This is a genomic window from Variovorax sp. GW821-FHT09B05 (genome assembly GCF_059418265.1).
Genome location: NZ_JBWKPN010000011.1, coordinates 1 through 14581 on the forward strand (window position 1 = coordinate 1; position 14581 = coordinate 14581).

The following is a 14581-nucleotide window of genomic DNA, read 5'->3' on the forward strand; positions in this document are numbered from 1 at the left end:
CGAAATAAAGGAGGAGCCGAAGGCGGGGGACATTCGCGGAGGGAAGTACCCGCTGTCCTGTGCACGCGCCCCGAACCTTCGCACCCCGAAACTAGCGCCCGACACCAGCGAGAGACAGCGAGATGAACCTCCTCGCCTCCATGCGCTACCTCGTAGCCCTCAGCGAACACAAGCATTTCGGCCGCGCCGCCGCCGCCTGCCACATCACCCAGCCCGCGCTGTCGAACGCCCTGCGCGCACTCGAGTCCGAATTCGGCGTCGTCATCGTCAAGCGCGCCCGCGTCTACGTCGGCCTCACGCACGAGGGCGAGCGTGTGCTCGCCACCGCGCAACGCATGCTGCGCGACAACGAAGTGCTGCTGCAGGAATTGCGCAGCGAGGCCGGCGAGCCGCGCGGCAGCCTGCGCATGGCGGCCGTGCCCACGGCGATACCCATGCTCTCGCGCTTCGCGGCCATGCTGCACCAGCGCCATCCGGGCATCGTGCCCGGCGTCATCTCCATGAGTTCGCAGGAACTCGAGACCGGCCTCGAGAGCCTCTCGGTCGATCTCGCGCTCGGCTACACCGAACGCATGCACATGCCCGGCATCAAGCTCACTGCCTGGCCGCAGAGCATCGAGCATTACTTTCTTCTGCGCCGCGCCGCCGTGCCCTCCGACGACCAGCTGCGCATCGGCAAGCCCCTGGCCTGGGCCGAGGCCGCGAAGCTGCCGCTGTGCCTGCTCACGCCCGACATGCACAACCGCGCCATCGTCGACCAGGCGCTGCGCGAGGCCGTCGGCACCGTCGTGGCGCCGGCCATCGAGACCAACTCCGTGCTCGCGCTCGTGCTGGCCGTCATCGCCGGCACGGTCAGCAGCGTGCTGCCCGGCGCCATGGTCGCGGCCGTGCGCAGCTACCGCGAGCTCGAGGCCCTGCCGCTGGTGGCACCCGAGGTTCTCACCCCGATCGGCTTCATGACCCAGGACGGCGTGCGTGCCTCGCGTGCCCTCGAGGCCGCGCTGGCCTTCCTGCAGACGCCCGAGTGGCTCGCCCAGGCCGCGCTGCACAGCGGCACGCTGGGCGAATAGCGCGGATGGCGGTCGCCATTTAGTTCTTGAATCGGCCCATGCGCCGATCGAATTTGACGGCGCATGGCCGCGCCGCCCACACTCCGCCGCCGGAAATTTTCAACAGTCCGTTTTTCCAGATCCGGCAATTTAGGAGTGATATGGCAGGTTCAACTGCAGGCGTTCTCGAGGGAGATCGCATCCAAGGCTCGGGCGCCGCGCCCGGCTTCCTCGACAAGGAACGCATCATCGCCGGCCCCGGCTACAACCGCTGGCTGGTCCCGCCTGCAGCATTGGCCATCCATCTGTGCATCGGCATGGCCTATGGCTTCTCGGTGTTCTGGCTGCCGCTGTCGAAGGCGCTCGCCACCGCCGGCACCGGCGCCCAGGCCTGCGCGCGCGAGATGAGCTTCTTCGCCGAGCTGTTCGCCACGAACTGCGACTGGCGCGTCGCCACGCTGGGCTGGATGTACACCCTGTTCTTCGTCTTCCTCGGCTGCTCGGCGGCCCTGTGGGGCGGCTGGCTCGAACGCGCAGGTCCGCGCAAGGCCGGCGTGGTGTCGGCCCTGTGCTGGTGCGGCGGCATGCTGCTGTCGGCGCTGGGCATCCACCTGCACCAGTTCTGGCTCATGATCCTCGGCTCGGGCGTCATCGGCGGCATCGGGCTGGGCCTGGGCTATATCTCGCCGGTCAGCACGCTCATCAAGTGGTTCCCCGACCGCCGCGGCATGGCCACCGGCATGGCCATCATGGGCTTCGGCGGCGGCGCGATGATCGGTTCGCCGCTCGCGGTCGACCTCATGAAGCGCTTCTCGGACGCCCACGACGTCGGCGTGATGCAGACCTTCGTCGTGATGGCGATCGGCTACTTCGTCTTCATGATGGCCGGCGCGCTCGGCTACCGCGTGCCGCCCACGGGCTGGAAGCCGGCCGGCTGGACGCCGCCGCCCGCGCAGACCAGCAACGCCATGATCACGCAGCGCCACGTGCACGTGAAGAAGGTCTGGGGCATTCCGCAGTTCTGGCTCGTGTGGCTGGTCCTGTGCATGAACGTGAGCGCCGGCATCGGCGTGATCGGCATCTCCTCGCCGATGCTGCAGGAAGTGTTCGGCGGCGCGCTGATCGACCTGCCGGCAAAGTTTGGCGAACTCGACAAGACCCAGCTCGCGGCCATCGCGGTCGTGGCCGGCGGCTTCACCGCGCTGCTGTCGCTGTTCAACATCGGCGGGCGCTTCGTCTGGGCCAGCCTGTCCGACAAGCTCGGCCGCAAGCTCACCTACACCGTGTTCTTCGTGCTCGGCGCGGTGCTCTACGCGAGCATTCCCTCGTCGGCCGGCGCGGGCAGCAAGCTGCTGTTCGTGGGCGCGTGCTGCGTCATCGTCTCGATGTACGGCGGCGGCTTCGCCACCGTGCCGGCCTACCTGGCCGACCTGTTCGGCACCCAGTTCGTCGGTGCCATCCATGGCCGCCTGCTGACGGCCTGGGCCACGGCCGGCATCCTCGGCCCGGTGGTCGTGAACTACATGCGCGAGTACCAGCTCGGCCTGGGCTTGCCGCGCGAGCAGGTCTACAACCAGACCATGTACATCCTCGTGGGCATGCTGGTGATCGGCTTCATCGCCAACCTGCTGGTGCGCCCGGTGGCCGACAAGCACTTCATGAGCGACGCCGAGCTCGCCATCGAGAAGAAGCTCGCGCACGAGAAGGCCGCGGCCTCCGAAGTGGGCGAGGGCTCGGGCCGTGCCGACACGGTGAGCCCGGCGGTCGTGGTGCTGGCCTGGGCGGCGGTGGGCATTCCGCTGGCCTGGGGCGTCTACAAGACGCTGATCAGCGCGGCCAAGTTCTTCCACTGAACCCCCGCCGGGGCCCGCGGCCCCGGCTTCGTCGTCAGCGCCCCGAAGGCTGCGCCGCGAACACCTCGATCGCGGCCAGCCGCGCCACCGAACGGCCCGGCTTCTGGTCGCCGGCCACCACCAGGCGTGCCGCGCCGTTGCGGCCCAGCGGCGTGCCGTTGCGCGCATAGGCCAGCAGCGCCGTCCTGTTGCCGAACTCCGGCGACATCTCCCCCAGCGACACCACCGCGCGGTAGCCGTCGCTGCCGATCGCCACCACGTACATCGACAGCAGCGGGTTGCGCACGCGCGCATCGGCCTGCAGCCCGACCGCGGGGTCGTTGAGCAGCGACCACAGGCTCACGCCCGTGTAGGTGTCGGCACCGACCGTGAGCGTGGTCGCGGGCATGGCGCGCAGCTCGGCGAGGTCGAAGCGCGCGCTCCTGAGTACCGCCCCCGAGACCGTGAAGGCCGGCGAGGCCTCGTCGCTGGTTGAGGGGCCATGGCCCGTGGCCGCGGCCGGTGCGGTGGGCGGCGTGCCGGCGCAGCCCGCGAGCAGGGCGACGATCGCGGCGATGCCGAGCAGCCGGCGCGCGGTACTGCCGGGGGCTTCGAGGGACAGGGGGCGCATGGTTCGATTCCTCATCCGATGGCCAGCCGGCGTGGGTCGGCCCTGGCGCTGTGTTCATTCTGACATGACGACTTCGACGGGCGAGGCCGCGCCATCGGGTAATCCGGCGGCCGGCCCGGCCGCCGCATCGTTTACCCTTCTCGCCCACGTCCGCGCTTTTTCCGTCCGCCATGAAATCCAAAGTCCAGTTCCGCCTGCGCGTCTACCGCGACGACGTCATCGCCATCGGCCCCGGCAAGATCGCCGTGCTCGAGGCCGTGGCCGAGACCGGCTCGATCTCGGGCGCGGCCCGGCTGTTGGGCATGTCGTATCGCCGTGCCTGGATGCTGATCGACGAGATGAACCATGCGCTGAGCTCGCCCGCGGTGAACACCGCCGCCGGCGGTTCGCACGGCGGCGGCACGGCGCTCACGCCCGTGGGCGAGGAGATCGTCAAGCACTACCGCGCGATCGAGAATGCCGCGCGGCTGGCCACGGCCGCCGACATCCGCGCCCTCACGCGGCTGCTCGCGCCATGAGCGCCGAAGCGCGCGACGAGATCGTGCTGCGCCCCGTGGGCGTGGTGCGCAGCCGCTTCACCGAGGCCACCGGCATGCCGATCCAGACCGCGGGCGCGCCCGAGGAGACGGGCCGCGTCGAGGTCCACCCCGAATTCGCGCCGGGGCTGCGCGACATCGAGGGCTTCGACTACCTGATCCTGATCACGCGGCTGCATGCCTGCGAGAACGAGAAGCTCGAGGTCGTGCCCTTCCTCGACGATGCCTCGCACGGCGTCTTCGCCACCCGCGCGCCCGCGCGGCCCAACCGGCTCGGGCTGTCGATCGTGCGGCTCACGGCGGTGGAGGGCCGCATCCTGCATTTCAGCGGCAACGACATGATGGACGGCACCCCGGTGCTCGACATCAAGCCCTACGTGCCGCGCTTCGATGTGCGCGAGACCGAGCGCGTGGGCTGGTTCGGCGCGCGGCTCGAGCGCTTGCCCGACACGCGCTCCGACGACCGGATGCGCTAGCCGGCTTCCGGCGGCGGCGGCAGCGCGCCGGGCGACGCCACCCACGGCGCCTCGCCCTGCCAGCACGACCACACGTTCTGCGACAGCGTCTCGCGCGGCTGCGGCGGTGCCTCCGCGATCGTGCCCACGCTGATGAAGCCGACCAGCTCCTCGCCGGGCTGCACGCCGAGCTGGCGTGCCAGCGTCTCGTCGAAGCAGCGCTCGCCGCTCAGCACGATCGCGCCGTAGCCGAGTTGGTGCGCCGCGCTCAGGATGTTGCCGAGCGCCGCGCCGGCACTGAGCCACTGCTCGCGCGCGGGCACCTGGCTGCGCGGGCGCGGCGAGACCACGAAGGCCAGCAGCAGCGGCGGCCGCAACGCGTGCTCGCGCGCGCGGCGCAGGTCGACGGGGCTCGCGAGCGGGTCGCGGCGCAGCTTCTCCTGTTCGAAGCAGTCGGCCAGCGCCTCGCGGCTCGCGGGCCTGAACTCGATCACGCGCCAGGGGTGCAGCGCGCCATGGTCGGGCGCGCGCAGGCCGGCCTGCAGCAGGCCGTCGAGTTCCTCGGGATTGGGGCCGGGCGGCCGCAGCCGGCGCGGCGAGACCGAACGCCGCGTCAGCAGCACTTCGAGGATGCGCTCGGCACCCGTCATGTGGCGCCACCTCATGGTCAGCGCTGCGGTTCCCCGTGTTCGAGCCGCTCGACCCAGGCGGCCTTGCGGCGCAGCACCTCGCCGATGTCGTGCGCGTCGGCCTGGCCGACCAGGAAGGACTGGCTCTCGCCGCCCGGCGCCACGATCGACAGCACCACGCCGCCGTCGTCGTCGAGCGTGCGCTCGACGCGCCATTCCTGGACCTGCGTCACCTGGCGCAGCTCGGGCCGGCCGGAGATCGAGCGGACAACGGTGTCGTGGGCGGAGGCGCGCATGGTCGGCGGTCGGTCGGGGTCCTCGTGGGACATGGGGTGGATCTGGCGCCGCGGCCCCGGGGGTAAAGGTCTGCGACGCTGTATCTGCCAGTATATGGAGGAGCCTTGGGATGTGCACCCTTCGCACCCTCGATGCACACTGGATTTACCCTAATAAAACCTGGAACCCGTGTTCCATCGCCGAGCCGTGCCGGCGCGTCATGCAACAATTACGCCGTATCTTCATGAACACGACGCAATCGCTCATCACGCAGACCGACTGGCATCCGCTGGTGCTGTCGATCCAGGTCGCCAGCGTGGCGACGGTGCTCGCGCTGGTCGTCGGGCTGGCGCTGGGCTGGCTGTTCGCGCGCAAGCGCTTCTGGGGCCACAGCGTGCTCGAGGCGGTGTTCATGCTGCCGCTGGTGCTGCCGCCCACGGTCATCGGCTACGGCATCCTGGTGGTGGCGGGCCGGCGCAGCCCGCTCGGGGCCTGGCTGCGCGAGCACTTCGACTACACCATCATCTTCAGCTGGCATGGCGCCGTGGTGGCCTCGGCCGTGGTCGCACTGCCGCTGGTGCTCAAGTCGGCCAGCGCCGCCTTCGCGGGCGTCGACCGCTCGCTCGAGGCCGCGGCCAGCACCCTGCGGCAGTCGCGCTTCTCGGTGTTCGTGCGCGTCACCCTGCCGCTGGCCTGGCCCGGCATCCTGGCCGGCACGCTGCTGGCGTTCGCGCGCGCCATGGGCGAGTTCGGCGCCTCGCTGATGGTGGCCGGCTCGATTCCGCAACAGACCCAGACCCTGTCGATGGCGATCTACGACGCCGTGCAGGCCGGCCACGACGACCTCGCGCTGCTGCTGGTGATCGTGACCTCGCTGCTGTCGATCACGGTGCTGGTGCTGTCCAACCGTTTCTTTTCCCTTCGCTGATTCATCCAGGAGCTTCGCATGCGTTCCATCCGCGCCTTGTCGTCCCTCGCCCTCGCTTCCGTCCTCGCCCTCGCGATCCCGCTGGGCGCCGCCGCGCAGCAGATCACCGTGTCGGCCGCGGCCAGCCTGACCGACGCCTTCAAGGAGATCGGTCCCAAGTTCGAGGCCGCGAAGGCGGGCACCACGGTGCGCTTCAATTTCGCCGCCTCGGGCGTGCTGCTGCAGCAGATCGGCCAGGGCGCGCCGGTCGACGTGTTCGCGAGCGCGGACCAGGAGACCATGAACCGCGGCGTCGAGCAGAAGCACATCGACACCGACACGCGCAAGAACTTCGTCAGCAACAGCCTGGTGCTGATCGAGCCGTCGAAGGACGGCGTGGGCGTCAAGAGCCTGCAGGACCTGGCCGGCCCGGCCGTGAAGAAGATCGCCGTGGGCAAGACCGCCACCGTGCCGGTGGGCCGCTACACCAAGCAGGTGCTTGATGCCGCCAACCTCTGGACCACGCTCGAGCCCAAGTTCGTGCAGGCCGACAGCGTGCGCCAGGTGCTCGACTACGTGGGCCGCGGCGAGGTCGAGGCCGGCTTCGTCTACCGCACCGACGCGGCCGTGATGGGCGACAAGGTCAAGATCGTGCTCACGCCCAGCGGCAACAGCCCCGTGACCTACCCGATCGCCGTGGTGGCCGAGAGCAAGCAGAAGGCCGTGGCCAAGGACTTCATCGATTTCCTCTCGAGCGACGCGGCACAGGAGGTGCTCACGCGCTATGGTTTCGGCAAACCATGATTGATGTCGATCTGAAGCTCACGGTCACCGACGGCAGCCGCCGCTTCGACCTGGCCGCGCGCTTCTCGACCGACGTTCCCTTCGCCGCGCTCTACGGTCCCTCGGGGGCCGGCAAGTCGCTCACCCTGCAGGCCATCGCCGGCCTGCTGCGCCCCGCGGGCGGCCATGTGCGGCTCGACGGCCGCACGCTCTACGATGCCGCCGGCGGCATCGACGTGCCGGCCTCCGAGCGGCGCGTGGGCTACCTGTTCCAGAACTACGCGCTGTTCCCGCACCTCTCGGTGCGCGAGAACGTGGCCTTCGGCCTGACCTCCTGGCGCCGCCGTCGCCTGCCGCCCGACGAGGCCGACAACGTGCAGTCGCTGCTCGATCGCTTCGGCCTGGCCGCGCTGGCCGACAGCCGGCCGCAGAAGCTCTCGGGCGGCCAGCAGCAGCGCGTGGCGCTGGCGCGCGCGCTGGCCTGCCGGCCGCAGGTGCTGCTGCTCGACGAACCCTTCGCGGCGCTCAACCCGATGCTGCGCGCCGAGCTGCGCGAAGAACTCGCCGAGGTGCGCCGCGCCTGGGGCATTCCGGTGCTGATGATCACGCACGACATCGAGGACGTGCTCGCGCTGGCCGACGTGGCCTTCGTCTACAAGGACGGCCAGGTGGTGCGCGAGATCGACCTGCACACCGCCGAGAGCCGCGAGCTCTCGCTGCGTGAGGCGGCCGGCGTGCCGGTCGTGGCGGACACGCCGCTGCGCAGCAAGCTGCGCGGGCTGCTGATGCAGGACGCGCCGGGCGCCTGAAGCGGCTCACGCAGCCACGAGCTGGCGCACCACGTCCTCGAGCGTCACGCGCCCCTTGCGCACCGACGCGGCGTCGCCCTCGAATGCGATCCAGCCTTCGTTGAAGCCGTCGAGCATCTGGATGCGCGGTACCGGGTCGCGCATGCCCTGTTCGCGGAACAGCGCGCCCCAGGTCTGGCGCGGCACGGCCTCGGCCTGCACCGGCCGGCCGAGCACGCGTGCGAAGGTGGCGGCGATCTCGTGCTGCGTGACGCGCGCCGGCCCCTCGAGCTCGACCACGCGCCGGCCCTGCCAGTCCTCCTGCAGCAGCTCGGCCGCCACGCGGCCCACGTCGAGCGTCGAGACCATCGGCACCGCCCGATCGAGCGGTTGCAGGAAGCCGGGCAGCACGCCGCGCTCGCGCGCCGGTGCCACGTCCCAGGCCAGGTTGTCGAGGAACCAGGCCGGCCGCAGCAGCGCGAGCGGCAGCGGCAGGGGCGACAGGCCTTCCTCCATCAGCGAGCGCTGGCTCAGCAGGTTCGGCTGCGTGGCCTGCGCGCCCACGGTCGAGAGGCAGACCACGCGCGCGGGCCGCGCCGCCTCGAGCGCCTGGCGCACGGCCGCGATGACCGCGCGCGCTTCGGGAAAGCCCGGCAGCGGATCGAAGCACGGCGGCGGCAGCACGAACACGCCGGTGCAATCGGCGAAGGCGCGCGCCAGCGCGTCGGCGTCTTCCATCTCGGCGACGGCGACCTCGCAACCGAGCGCGGCCCAGGGCCGGGCCTTGTCGGCATCGCGCACGACGGCGCGGACTTTCTGGCCCGAAGCGAGCAGGGCGCGCGCGGCGGCGCCGCCGACCTTGCCCGTGATTCCAGTGATGGCATGCATGTGATTTCTCCTTGAACGAATGCGACGGGGTGAATGCTAGGAATCGCAGGCCTTTGAGTAAATGCCGGGCAGCTCATATCATTCATGACTCCAAATCACGGATGAATCCATGGCCCTCGACGGACGACTGCTTTCCAACGTCAGCGTGCTGGCCGCCGTCGTCGATAGCGGCAGCTTCGCCAAGGCGGCCGATGCGCTGGGCGTCACGCCCTCGGGCGTGAGCCGGGCCATCGCGCGGCTCGAGGCGCGCATCGGCGTGCGGCTGCTCGACCGCACCACGCGCTCGCTGGGCCTGACCGACGAGGGCCGCGAGCTCTACGCCAGCATCAATCCGCTGGTGCTCGGCATCGAGGACGCGGTGACGCGCGCCAGCGGTTCCGCGGGCGCGGTGCAGGGCCGGCTGCGCGTCAACGTCGACGCCTTCACCTCGCGGCTGCTGCTGGCGCCGCACATCCACCGCTTCGTCGAGCGGCATCCGCAGCTCTCGCTCGAGCTCATCGCGCGCGACCAGCTCGGCGACCTCGTGGGCGAGGGCTTCGACATCGCGCTGCGTTTCGGCACGCCGCCCGCCTCCTCGCTGGTGGCGCGCAAGCTGATCGAGACCCGCGTGGCGACCGTGGCCGCGCCCGGTTACCTCGCGCGCCATGGCCGGCCCGCGAAGCCGGCCGAGCTCGCCCGGCATGTCTGCATCCAGGTGCGCGATCCGCTGACCGGCCAGCCCTTCGCCTGGGAATTCCGCCGCGGCCGCAAGGCCATCGAGGTGCCGACCGCGGGCCGGCTGCTGCTGACCGATCCCGGCACGATCCTCGGCGCCTGCGTCGCGGGCGCGGGCATCGCGCAGATCAAGGCGCTGGGCATCCAGGAACTGCTCGATGCCGGGCAGCTGGTCGACCTCTTTCCCGACTGGCCCGACGAGCGCTTCTCGCTGCACGTGCTGTATCCCTCGCGCCACCTGCCGGCCGCCAAGGTGCGCGCCTTCATCGGCTTCGTCGAGGAGCTGCTGGCGCCGCGCGCCGCGGGCTGAACCGGCGCGGCGCGGGCCCCGTCATTTCCGTTTTGAATCGGAGCATGTCCCGATTCAATTTGACGCTCCCGGCGCGCGCGGCGAACACTCGGCCGCATGAGCATTGGCGATATCGGCGAACAGAAGATCGAGTTCTACAAGGGCCCCGCGGGCGGCTGGGGCGCGCTGCGCAGCGTGAAGAACACGCTGCTGCGGCAGGACATTCCCATCAAGGGTGCGAAGACCCTGCTGTCGGCCAACCAGCCCGACGGCTTCGACTGCCCGGGCTGCGCCTGGCCCGACCGCAACCATGCCTCGACCTTCGAGTTCTGCGAGAACGGCGTGAAGGCCGTGGCGGCCGAGGCCACCGCGCGTCGCGCCGGGCCCGAGCTGTTCGCGAAGCACACGGTGGCCGAGCTGATGCAGCAGAGCGACTTCTGGCTCGAGGACCAGGGCCGGCTCACGCACCCGATGGTCTACGACCGCGCGAGCGACAAGTACCGCCCGATCGAATGGGACGCGGCCTTCGAGCTGATCGCGCGTCATCTGAACGCGCTGCCCGATCCGAACCAGGCCATCTTCTACACCTCGGGCCGCGCCAGCAACGAGGCCGCCTTCCTCTACCAGCTGTTCGTGCGCGAGTACGGCACCAACAACTTCCCCGACTGCTCGAACATGTGCCACGAGCCCAGCGGCAGCGGCATGCGGCCGCAGATCGGCGTGGGCAAGGGCACGGTCACGCTCGACGACTTCGACAAGGCCGACGCGATCTTCATCTTCGGCCAGAACCCCGGCACCAACCATCCGCGCATGCTCGGCGAGCTGCGCGCGGCCTCCAGGCGCGGCGCGCGCATCGTGAGCTTCAACCCGCTGCGCGAACGCGGCCTCGAGCGCTTCCAGGATCCGCAGAGCAAGCTCGAGATGGCCACGCTGGGCTCGACGCCGATCAGCACCCACTACTACCAGCTGCGCGTGGGCGGCGACTTCGCGGCCCTCAAGGGCATGATGAAGCACGTCATCGAGCGCGACGACCAGTCCATCGCCGCCAACGGCGCCTCGCTGCTCGACCGCGAGTTCATCGCCACCCACACCACCGGCTTCGAGTCGTTGGCCGCCGACCTGCGCGCCGAGTCGTGGGAACTGCTCGAACAGGAATCGGGCCTGTCCGAGGCCGACATCCGCGCCGCGGCCGAGGTCTACCTGGGTGCCAAGCGCGTCATCGCCTGCTGGGGCATGGGCATCACGCAGCACCAGCATTCGGTGGCCACGATCCAGATGATCGTCAACCTGCTGATGCTGTGCGGCCACATGGGCCGCGAGGGCGCGGGCGCCTGCCCGGTGCGCGGCCACAGCAACGTGCAGGGCGACCGCACCATGGGCATCTGGGAGAAGCCGCCGGCCGCGCTGCTCGACCGGCTGCAGCAGGTGTTCGGCTTCGAGCCGCCGCGCGAGAACGGCTTCGACACCGTGGAGGCGATCCAGGCCATGCTCGACGGCAAGGGCCGCGTGTTCTTCGCGCTCGGCGGCAACTTCGCGGCCGCCACGCCCGACACCTACCAGACCTGGAAGGGCCTGCGCCAGTGCGACCTGACGGTGCACGTCGCGACCAAGCTCAACCGCAGCCACGTGGTGCACGGGCGCGAGGCGCTGATCCTGCCCTGCCTGGGCCGCACCGAGATCGACATGCAGGCCGCCGGCGCGCAGGGCGTGACGGTGGAGGACTCGATGAGCATGGTGCACATCTCGATGGGCATCAACCCGCCGGCCTCGGAGCAGCTGCTGTCGGAGCCCGCCATCGTCGCGCGCCTCGCGGCCGCCACGCTCGGTGCGCGCAGCCGCACGCCGTGGCTGTGGATGATCGAGGACTACGCGCGCATCCGCGACAAGATCGAGGCCGTGTTCGACGACTTCGCGGACTTCAACACGCGCGTCGCCACGCCCGGCGGCTTTCGCCTGCGCAACACCGCGAGCGAGCGGGTGTGGAACACGCCGCAGCACAAGGCCGTGTTCTTCACCCATGCGGTGCCGACCGACACGCCGGTGCACCGCGCCCGCGCGCGCCACAGCCGCAAGGGCGATGCGAAGGTCTTCACCCTGCTGACCACGCGTTCGCACGACCAGTACAACACCACCATCTACGGCATGGACGACCGCTACCGCGGCGTCTTCGGCCAGCGCCGCGTGGTGTTCATCCATGCCGAGGACATCCGCGCGCTGGGCTTCAAGGACGGCGACTGGGTCGACATCCTCACGGTGTGGGACGACGGCCAGGAGCGGCGCGCCGACCGCTTCAAGCTGGTGGCCTACGACATCCCGCGCGGCAACCTCGCGGCCTACTACCCCGAGACCAATCCGCTGGTGCCGCTGTCCTCGGTGGCCGAGAACGCGGGCACGCCGACTTCGAAGTCGATTCCCGTGATGCTGGTGGCGCACCTCGCGCAGGCCGAGGAAGGCCCGGCCTCGGTCACGGGCGAAGAGGTCGCGGCCTGAGGCTCGCGCGCGCCATGTCCGACGCAACGAACGACGCCCTGCCGCTGCCCGCCGCGATCCTGCTCGCGCTGGCCGAGTTCGAGGCCGAGGGCCTGGAGAGCGTCTCGCTGCCGCGCCTGGGCAAGCGGCTAGGCCAGGGCGCGAGCGTGCTGATGCGCCAGCTCGCGCTGATGGGCGACGCGGCCATCGGCGGCGTGCCGGGGCCGGGCTGGATCGCGGTCGAGCGCGATGGCGAGCGCTGGCTGGCGCGCCTCAGCGAAGCCGGTCGCGCGCTGGCCGAATCCCTCGTCAGCGACGCGCCCGCCGCCTGAGCCCCTGGCCCGCCGTGGCGGGCAGGCCCACAATAGGCGACCACCCCCTTCGCTCCCGCGCCATGTCCACCGACACCGAACTCGCACCGCTGCCCTCGATCTCGCGCCTGGGCGTGCGCGTCTATGGCGAGGCCGGCGCGCCGCCCGCCGGCATCGCGCGCGAGGACACGCTCGCGGCCGAGGTGCCGGTGGCGCTGGTGTTCAACGGCATCTCGCATGCCGTGATGATGGCCACGCCGCAGGAGCTCGAGGACTTCGCGCTGGGCTTCGCGCTCAGCGAGGGCATCCTCGACGCCGCCGACGACTGCCGCGGCATCGAGGTCGAGGCCGTCGATGCGCACGATGCCGGCCTGCCCGAGGGCATGCCCGGCGTGGAGGTGCGGCTCGAGATCTCCACGCGCGCCTTCGAGCGCCTCAAGGGCCGCCGGCGCAGCCTCGCGGGACGCACCGGCTGCGGCGTCTGCGGCGTCGAGAGCTTCGCCGCGCTCGACCTCGCGTCCGAACGGCTGCCCGCGCACGACTGGCTGGCGCGCATCGACCTGCCCACCGTGCTGCGCGCCTTCGCGGCGCTGCCCGCGCGCCAGCTGCTCAATGCCAGCGCCGGCGCGATCCATGCCGCGGGCTGGGCCACGCTCGAGGGCGAACTGGTCGAGGTGCTCGAGGACGTGGGCCGCCACAACGCGCTCGACAAGCTGCTGGGCCGGCTCGCGCGCACCGGGCGCCTCGGCGAGCCGGGCTTCGTGGTGCTGTCGAGCCGCGGCAGCCACGAGCTGGTGCGCAAGTGCGCGCGGCTCGGCATCGCGGCCATGGCCACCATCTCGGCGCCGACCGCGATGGGCGTGCGCATGGCCGAGCTCAGCGGGCTGCGGCTGTGGGGGCTGTGCCGCGCGCCGCGCGGCGTGCTCTATGCCGACGGGCTGGCGTCGCCCTCGAGCGCGCGCACCGCGTCGGCCAGCGCCTCGATGCCCTGATCGCCGAGGTCGGCCGCGGCCACGCGGCGCCGGGTGGCCCAGGTCTTGAAATGGCGCTCCTGCGACTTCTCGTAGTGCGGGTCGTAGTGCAGCGCCATCAGCTCGGCGAAGAGCAGCGGCAGCTGCGCCTCGTGCGCCCACTGCTGCCAGCGCGCCACCGTTTCCTTGCCCTGCAGTTCCTTGAGCAGGCCGAGCTGGCCGGCCAGCGCCGCGCGGTCGTCGCCGAGGTAGGCGTAGTCGCGCAGCAGGTAGGCCAGCCGCGCCTCGGGCGTGGCCACCACCTCGATGCAGGGCGCGGCGCGCATCTTCGCCACCAATGACAGCGGCAGCGAGAGCCGGCCGATGCGGATGCTCTCGCCCTCGACGTACAGCGGGCGTGTCAGATCCACGGTTTCGAGCACCGTCGCGATGCGGGTCTCGAAATGCTTCTGCGAGGGTTGCGCCACGCCCGGCAGCGAACCCAGCAGCGAGCCCTTGTGGTGCGCGAAGTCCTCGAGGTCGAGCACCTGCTCGCCGCGCGCGGCCAGCGCATGCAGCACGCGGGTCTTGGCGCTGCCGGTGGCGCCGCAGATCACGCGCAGGTCGAGCCGCGGCGTCAGCGCATCGAGCTGCGAGATCACGTGGCGCCGGAAGCTCTTGTAGCCGCCCGCGAGCTGCTGCGCGTCCCAGCCCACCAGCCGCAGCCAGGTCACCATCGAGCCGCTGCGCATGCCGCCGCGCCAGCAGTAGACCAGCGGCTTCCACTTCTCGGGCCGGTCGGCCAGCGTGTCGCGCAGATGTCTCGCGATGTTGGCCGCGACCATCGCGCCGCCGATGCGGCGCGCCTCGAAGGCGCCGGTCTGCACGTAGACGGTGCCGACGATGCGGCGCTCCTCGTCGTCGAGCACGGGGCAGTTGATGGCGCCCGGGATGCGGTCGAGCGCGAACTCGGCCGGCGAGCGGGCATCGATGATCGTGTCGAAGGCGTGGCGGTCGACGACCCGCACGGGCTGGCGGTGACTCATGGCGGGAACCTCATGCCCCCGATTGTCG

The 14581-nt window shown here is 70.9% G+C and carries 16 protein-coding genes; 11 read left to right on the forward strand and 5 right to left on the reverse strand.

From position 1 onward, the window contains the following. Positions 1 to 122: 122 nt before the first annotated feature. Positions 123 to 1070 carry a LysR family transcriptional regulator gene (locus tag AC07RM_RS25985; protein ID WP_093340911.1) on the forward strand — a complete coding sequence of 316 codons (948 nt, stop codon included), beginning with the start codon at positions 123 to 125 and terminating at the stop codon, positions 1068 to 1070. A 140-nt stretch (positions 1071 to 1210) separates the two neighbouring features. Then, positions 1211 to 2902 (forward strand): OFA family MFS transporter, encoded by a 1692-nt coding sequence (locus AC07RM_RS25990; RefSeq protein ID WP_490878356.1) that lies wholly within the window; start codon positions 1211 to 1213, stop codon positions 2900 to 2902. 34 nt (positions 2903 to 2936) lie between these two features. Here the strand turns inward: AC07RM_RS25990 and AC07RM_RS25995 are convergent, their stop codons facing one another. Next, a complete protein-coding gene (locus AC07RM_RS25995; protein ID WP_495336403.1) occupies positions 2937 to 3512 on the reverse strand; it encodes a hypothetical protein in 576 nt (191 codons plus the stop codon). A gap of 170 nt (positions 3513 to 3682) precedes the next feature. On the opposite strand from AC07RM_RS25995, the gene AC07RM_RS26000 reads away from it, so the two are divergent. Together AC07RM_RS26000 and tsaA are read left to right on the forward strand one after the other, a co-directional pair. Continuing rightward, a complete protein-coding gene (locus tag AC07RM_RS26000; RefSeq protein ID WP_057592932.1) occupies positions 3683 to 4030 on the forward strand; it encodes a winged helix-turn-helix domain-containing protein in 348 nt (115 codons plus the stop codon). Next, positions 4027 to 4524 (forward strand): tRNA (N6-threonylcarbamoyladenosine(37)-N6)-methyltransferase TrmO, encoded by a 498-nt coding sequence (tsaA, locus tag AC07RM_RS26005; protein ID WP_495336404.1) that lies wholly within the window; start codon positions 4027 to 4029, stop codon positions 4522 to 4524. The genes AC07RM_RS26000 and tsaA overlap by 4 nt, the downstream gene beginning before the upstream one ends. Here the strand turns inward: tsaA and AC07RM_RS26010 are convergent. Both AC07RM_RS26010 and AC07RM_RS26015 read right to left on the reverse strand, forming a co-directional pair. Further along, positions 4521 to 5168, reverse strand: a complete 648-nt coding sequence (locus tag AC07RM_RS26010) for a nitroreductase family protein (protein ID WP_296778861.1) — start codon at positions 5166 to 5168, stop codon at positions 4521 to 4523. The genes tsaA and AC07RM_RS26010 overlap by 4 nt on opposite strands. Positions 5169 to 5170: 2 nt before the next feature. Beyond that, a complete protein-coding gene (locus tag AC07RM_RS26015) occupies positions 5171 to 5428 on the reverse strand; it encodes a hypothetical protein (protein ID WP_093341257.1) in 258 nt (85 codons plus the stop codon). A 224-nt stretch (positions 5429 to 5652) separates the two neighbouring features. Here AC07RM_RS26015 and modB point away from each other — a divergent pair, with 224 nt between their 5' ends. From modB to AC07RM_RS26030, 3 genes are read left to right on the forward strand one after another with little or no spacing between them, the layout of a single operon-like run. Then, positions 5653 to 6336, forward strand: coding sequence for a molybdate ABC transporter permease subunit (modB, locus tag AC07RM_RS26020; RefSeq protein WP_093340902.1), 684 nt, complete (start codon positions 5653 to 5655; stop codon positions 6334 to 6336). An 18-nt stretch (positions 6337 to 6354) separates the two neighbouring features. Next, positions 6355 to 7119: a molybdate ABC transporter substrate-binding protein gene (gene modA / locus AC07RM_RS26025; RefSeq protein WP_296778854.1), complete on the forward strand. Its 765-nt coding sequence runs from the start codon at positions 6355 to 6357 to the stop codon at positions 7117 to 7119. Further along, entirely contained in the window at positions 7116 to 7907 is a 792-nt protein-coding gene (locus AC07RM_RS26030) for an ABC transporter ATP-binding protein (RefSeq protein WP_495336405.1), read from the forward strand. Before modA ends, AC07RM_RS26030 begins: the two co-directional genes overlap by 4 nt. A 6-nt stretch (positions 7908 to 7913) precedes the next feature. Here AC07RM_RS26030 and AC07RM_RS26035 read toward each other — a convergent pair whose 3' ends face one another. Continuing rightward, complete coding sequence (locus AC07RM_RS26035; RefSeq protein WP_495336406.1) at positions 7914 to 8774, reverse strand: NmrA family NAD(P)-binding protein; 861 nt, start codon at positions 8772 to 8774, stop codon at positions 7914 to 7916. Positions 8775 to 8883: 109 nt separating this feature from the next. Here AC07RM_RS26035 and AC07RM_RS26040 point away from each other — a divergent pair, with 109 nt between their 5' ends. The 4 genes from AC07RM_RS26040 (at position 8884) to fdhD (ending at position 13549) form a co-directional block, all read left to right on the forward strand. Then, positions 8884 to 9798 carry a LysR family transcriptional regulator gene (locus tag AC07RM_RS26040; RefSeq protein WP_495336407.1) on the forward strand — a complete coding sequence of 305 codons (915 nt, stop codon included), beginning with the start codon at positions 8884 to 8886 and terminating at the stop codon, positions 9796 to 9798. A 111-nt stretch (positions 9799 to 9909) separates the two neighbouring features. Continuing rightward, on the forward strand, positions 9910 to 12267 hold the full coding sequence (locus AC07RM_RS26045; RefSeq protein ID WP_495336575.1) for an FdhF/YdeP family oxidoreductase: 2358 nt from the start codon (positions 9910 to 9912) through the stop codon (positions 12265 to 12267). A gap of 14 nt (positions 12268 to 12281) precedes the next feature. Next, positions 12282 to 12578, forward strand: a complete 297-nt coding sequence (locus AC07RM_RS26050; RefSeq protein WP_495336408.1) for a hypothetical protein — start codon at positions 12282 to 12284, stop codon at positions 12576 to 12578. A gap of 62 nt (positions 12579 to 12640) precedes the next feature. Continuing rightward, complete coding sequence (gene fdhD / locus AC07RM_RS26055) at positions 12641 to 13549, forward strand: formate dehydrogenase accessory sulfurtransferase FdhD (RefSeq protein ID WP_395350430.1); 909 nt, start codon at positions 12641 to 12643, stop codon at positions 13547 to 13549. Here the strand turns inward: fdhD and mnmH are convergent. After that, positions 13483 to 14553 carry a tRNA 2-selenouridine(34) synthase MnmH gene (gene mnmH / locus AC07RM_RS26060; RefSeq protein WP_495336409.1) on the reverse strand — a complete coding sequence of 357 codons (1071 nt, stop codon included), beginning with the start codon at positions 14551 to 14553 and terminating at the stop codon, positions 13483 to 13485. The two genes, fdhD and mnmH, sit on opposite strands and share 67 nt — an antisense overlap. Between the last annotated feature and the right edge of the window lie 28 nt (positions 14554 to 14581).

Excerpts from the sequence above, each read along its gene's own strand:
- modA (WP_296778854.1), top strand. The coding sequence starts at position 6,355 with ATGCGTTCCATCCGCGCCTTGTCGTCCCTCGCCCTCGCTTCCGTCCTC.
- AC07RM_RS26035 (WP_495336406.1), bottom strand. The coding sequence starts at position 8,774 with ATGCATGCCATCACTGGAATCACGGGCAAGGTCGGCGGCGCCGCCGCG.
- tsaA (WP_495336404.1), top strand. The coding sequence starts at position 4,027 with ATGAGCGCCGAAGCGCGCGACGAGATCGTGCTGCGCCCCGTGGGCGTG.
- AC07RM_RS26010 (WP_296778861.1), bottom strand. The coding sequence starts at position 5,168 with ATGAGGTGGCGCCACATGACGGGTGCCGAGCGCATCCTCGAAGTGCTG.
- fdhD (WP_395350430.1), top strand. The coding sequence starts at position 12,641 with ATGTCCACCGACACCGAACTCGCACCGCTGCCCTCGATCTCGCGCCTG.
- modB (WP_093340902.1), top strand. The coding sequence starts at position 5,653 with ATGAACACGACGCAATCGCTCATCACGCAGACCGACTGGCATCCGCTG.
- AC07RM_RS25990 (WP_490878356.1), top strand. The coding sequence starts at position 1,211 with ATGGCAGGTTCAACTGCAGGCGTTCTCGAGGGAGATCGCATCCAAGGC.
- AC07RM_RS25985 (WP_093340911.1), top strand. The coding sequence starts at position 123 with ATGAACCTCCTCGCCTCCATGCGCTACCTCGTAGCCCTCAGCGAACAC.
- AC07RM_RS26015 (WP_093341257.1), bottom strand. The coding sequence starts at position 5,428 with ATGCGCGCCTCCGCCCACGACACCGTTGTCCGCTCGATCTCCGGCCGG.
- AC07RM_RS26050 (WP_495336408.1), top strand. The coding sequence starts at position 12,282 with ATGTCCGACGCAACGAACGACGCCCTGCCGCTGCCCGCCGCGATCCTG.
- AC07RM_RS26040 (WP_495336407.1), top strand. The coding sequence starts at position 8,884 with ATGGCCCTCGACGGACGACTGCTTTCCAACGTCAGCGTGCTGGCCGCC.
- mnmH (WP_495336409.1), bottom strand. The coding sequence starts at position 14,553 with ATGAGTCACCGCCAGCCCGTGCGGGTCGTCGACCGCCACGCCTTCGAC.
- AC07RM_RS25995 (WP_495336403.1), bottom strand. The coding sequence starts at position 3,512 with ATGCGCCCCCTGTCCCTCGAAGCCCCCGGCAGTACCGCGCGCCGGCTG.
- AC07RM_RS26000 (WP_057592932.1), top strand. The coding sequence starts at position 3,683 with ATGAAATCCAAAGTCCAGTTCCGCCTGCGCGTCTACCGCGACGACGTC.
- AC07RM_RS26030 (WP_495336405.1), top strand. The coding sequence starts at position 7,116 with ATGATTGATGTCGATCTGAAGCTCACGGTCACCGACGGCAGCCGCCGC.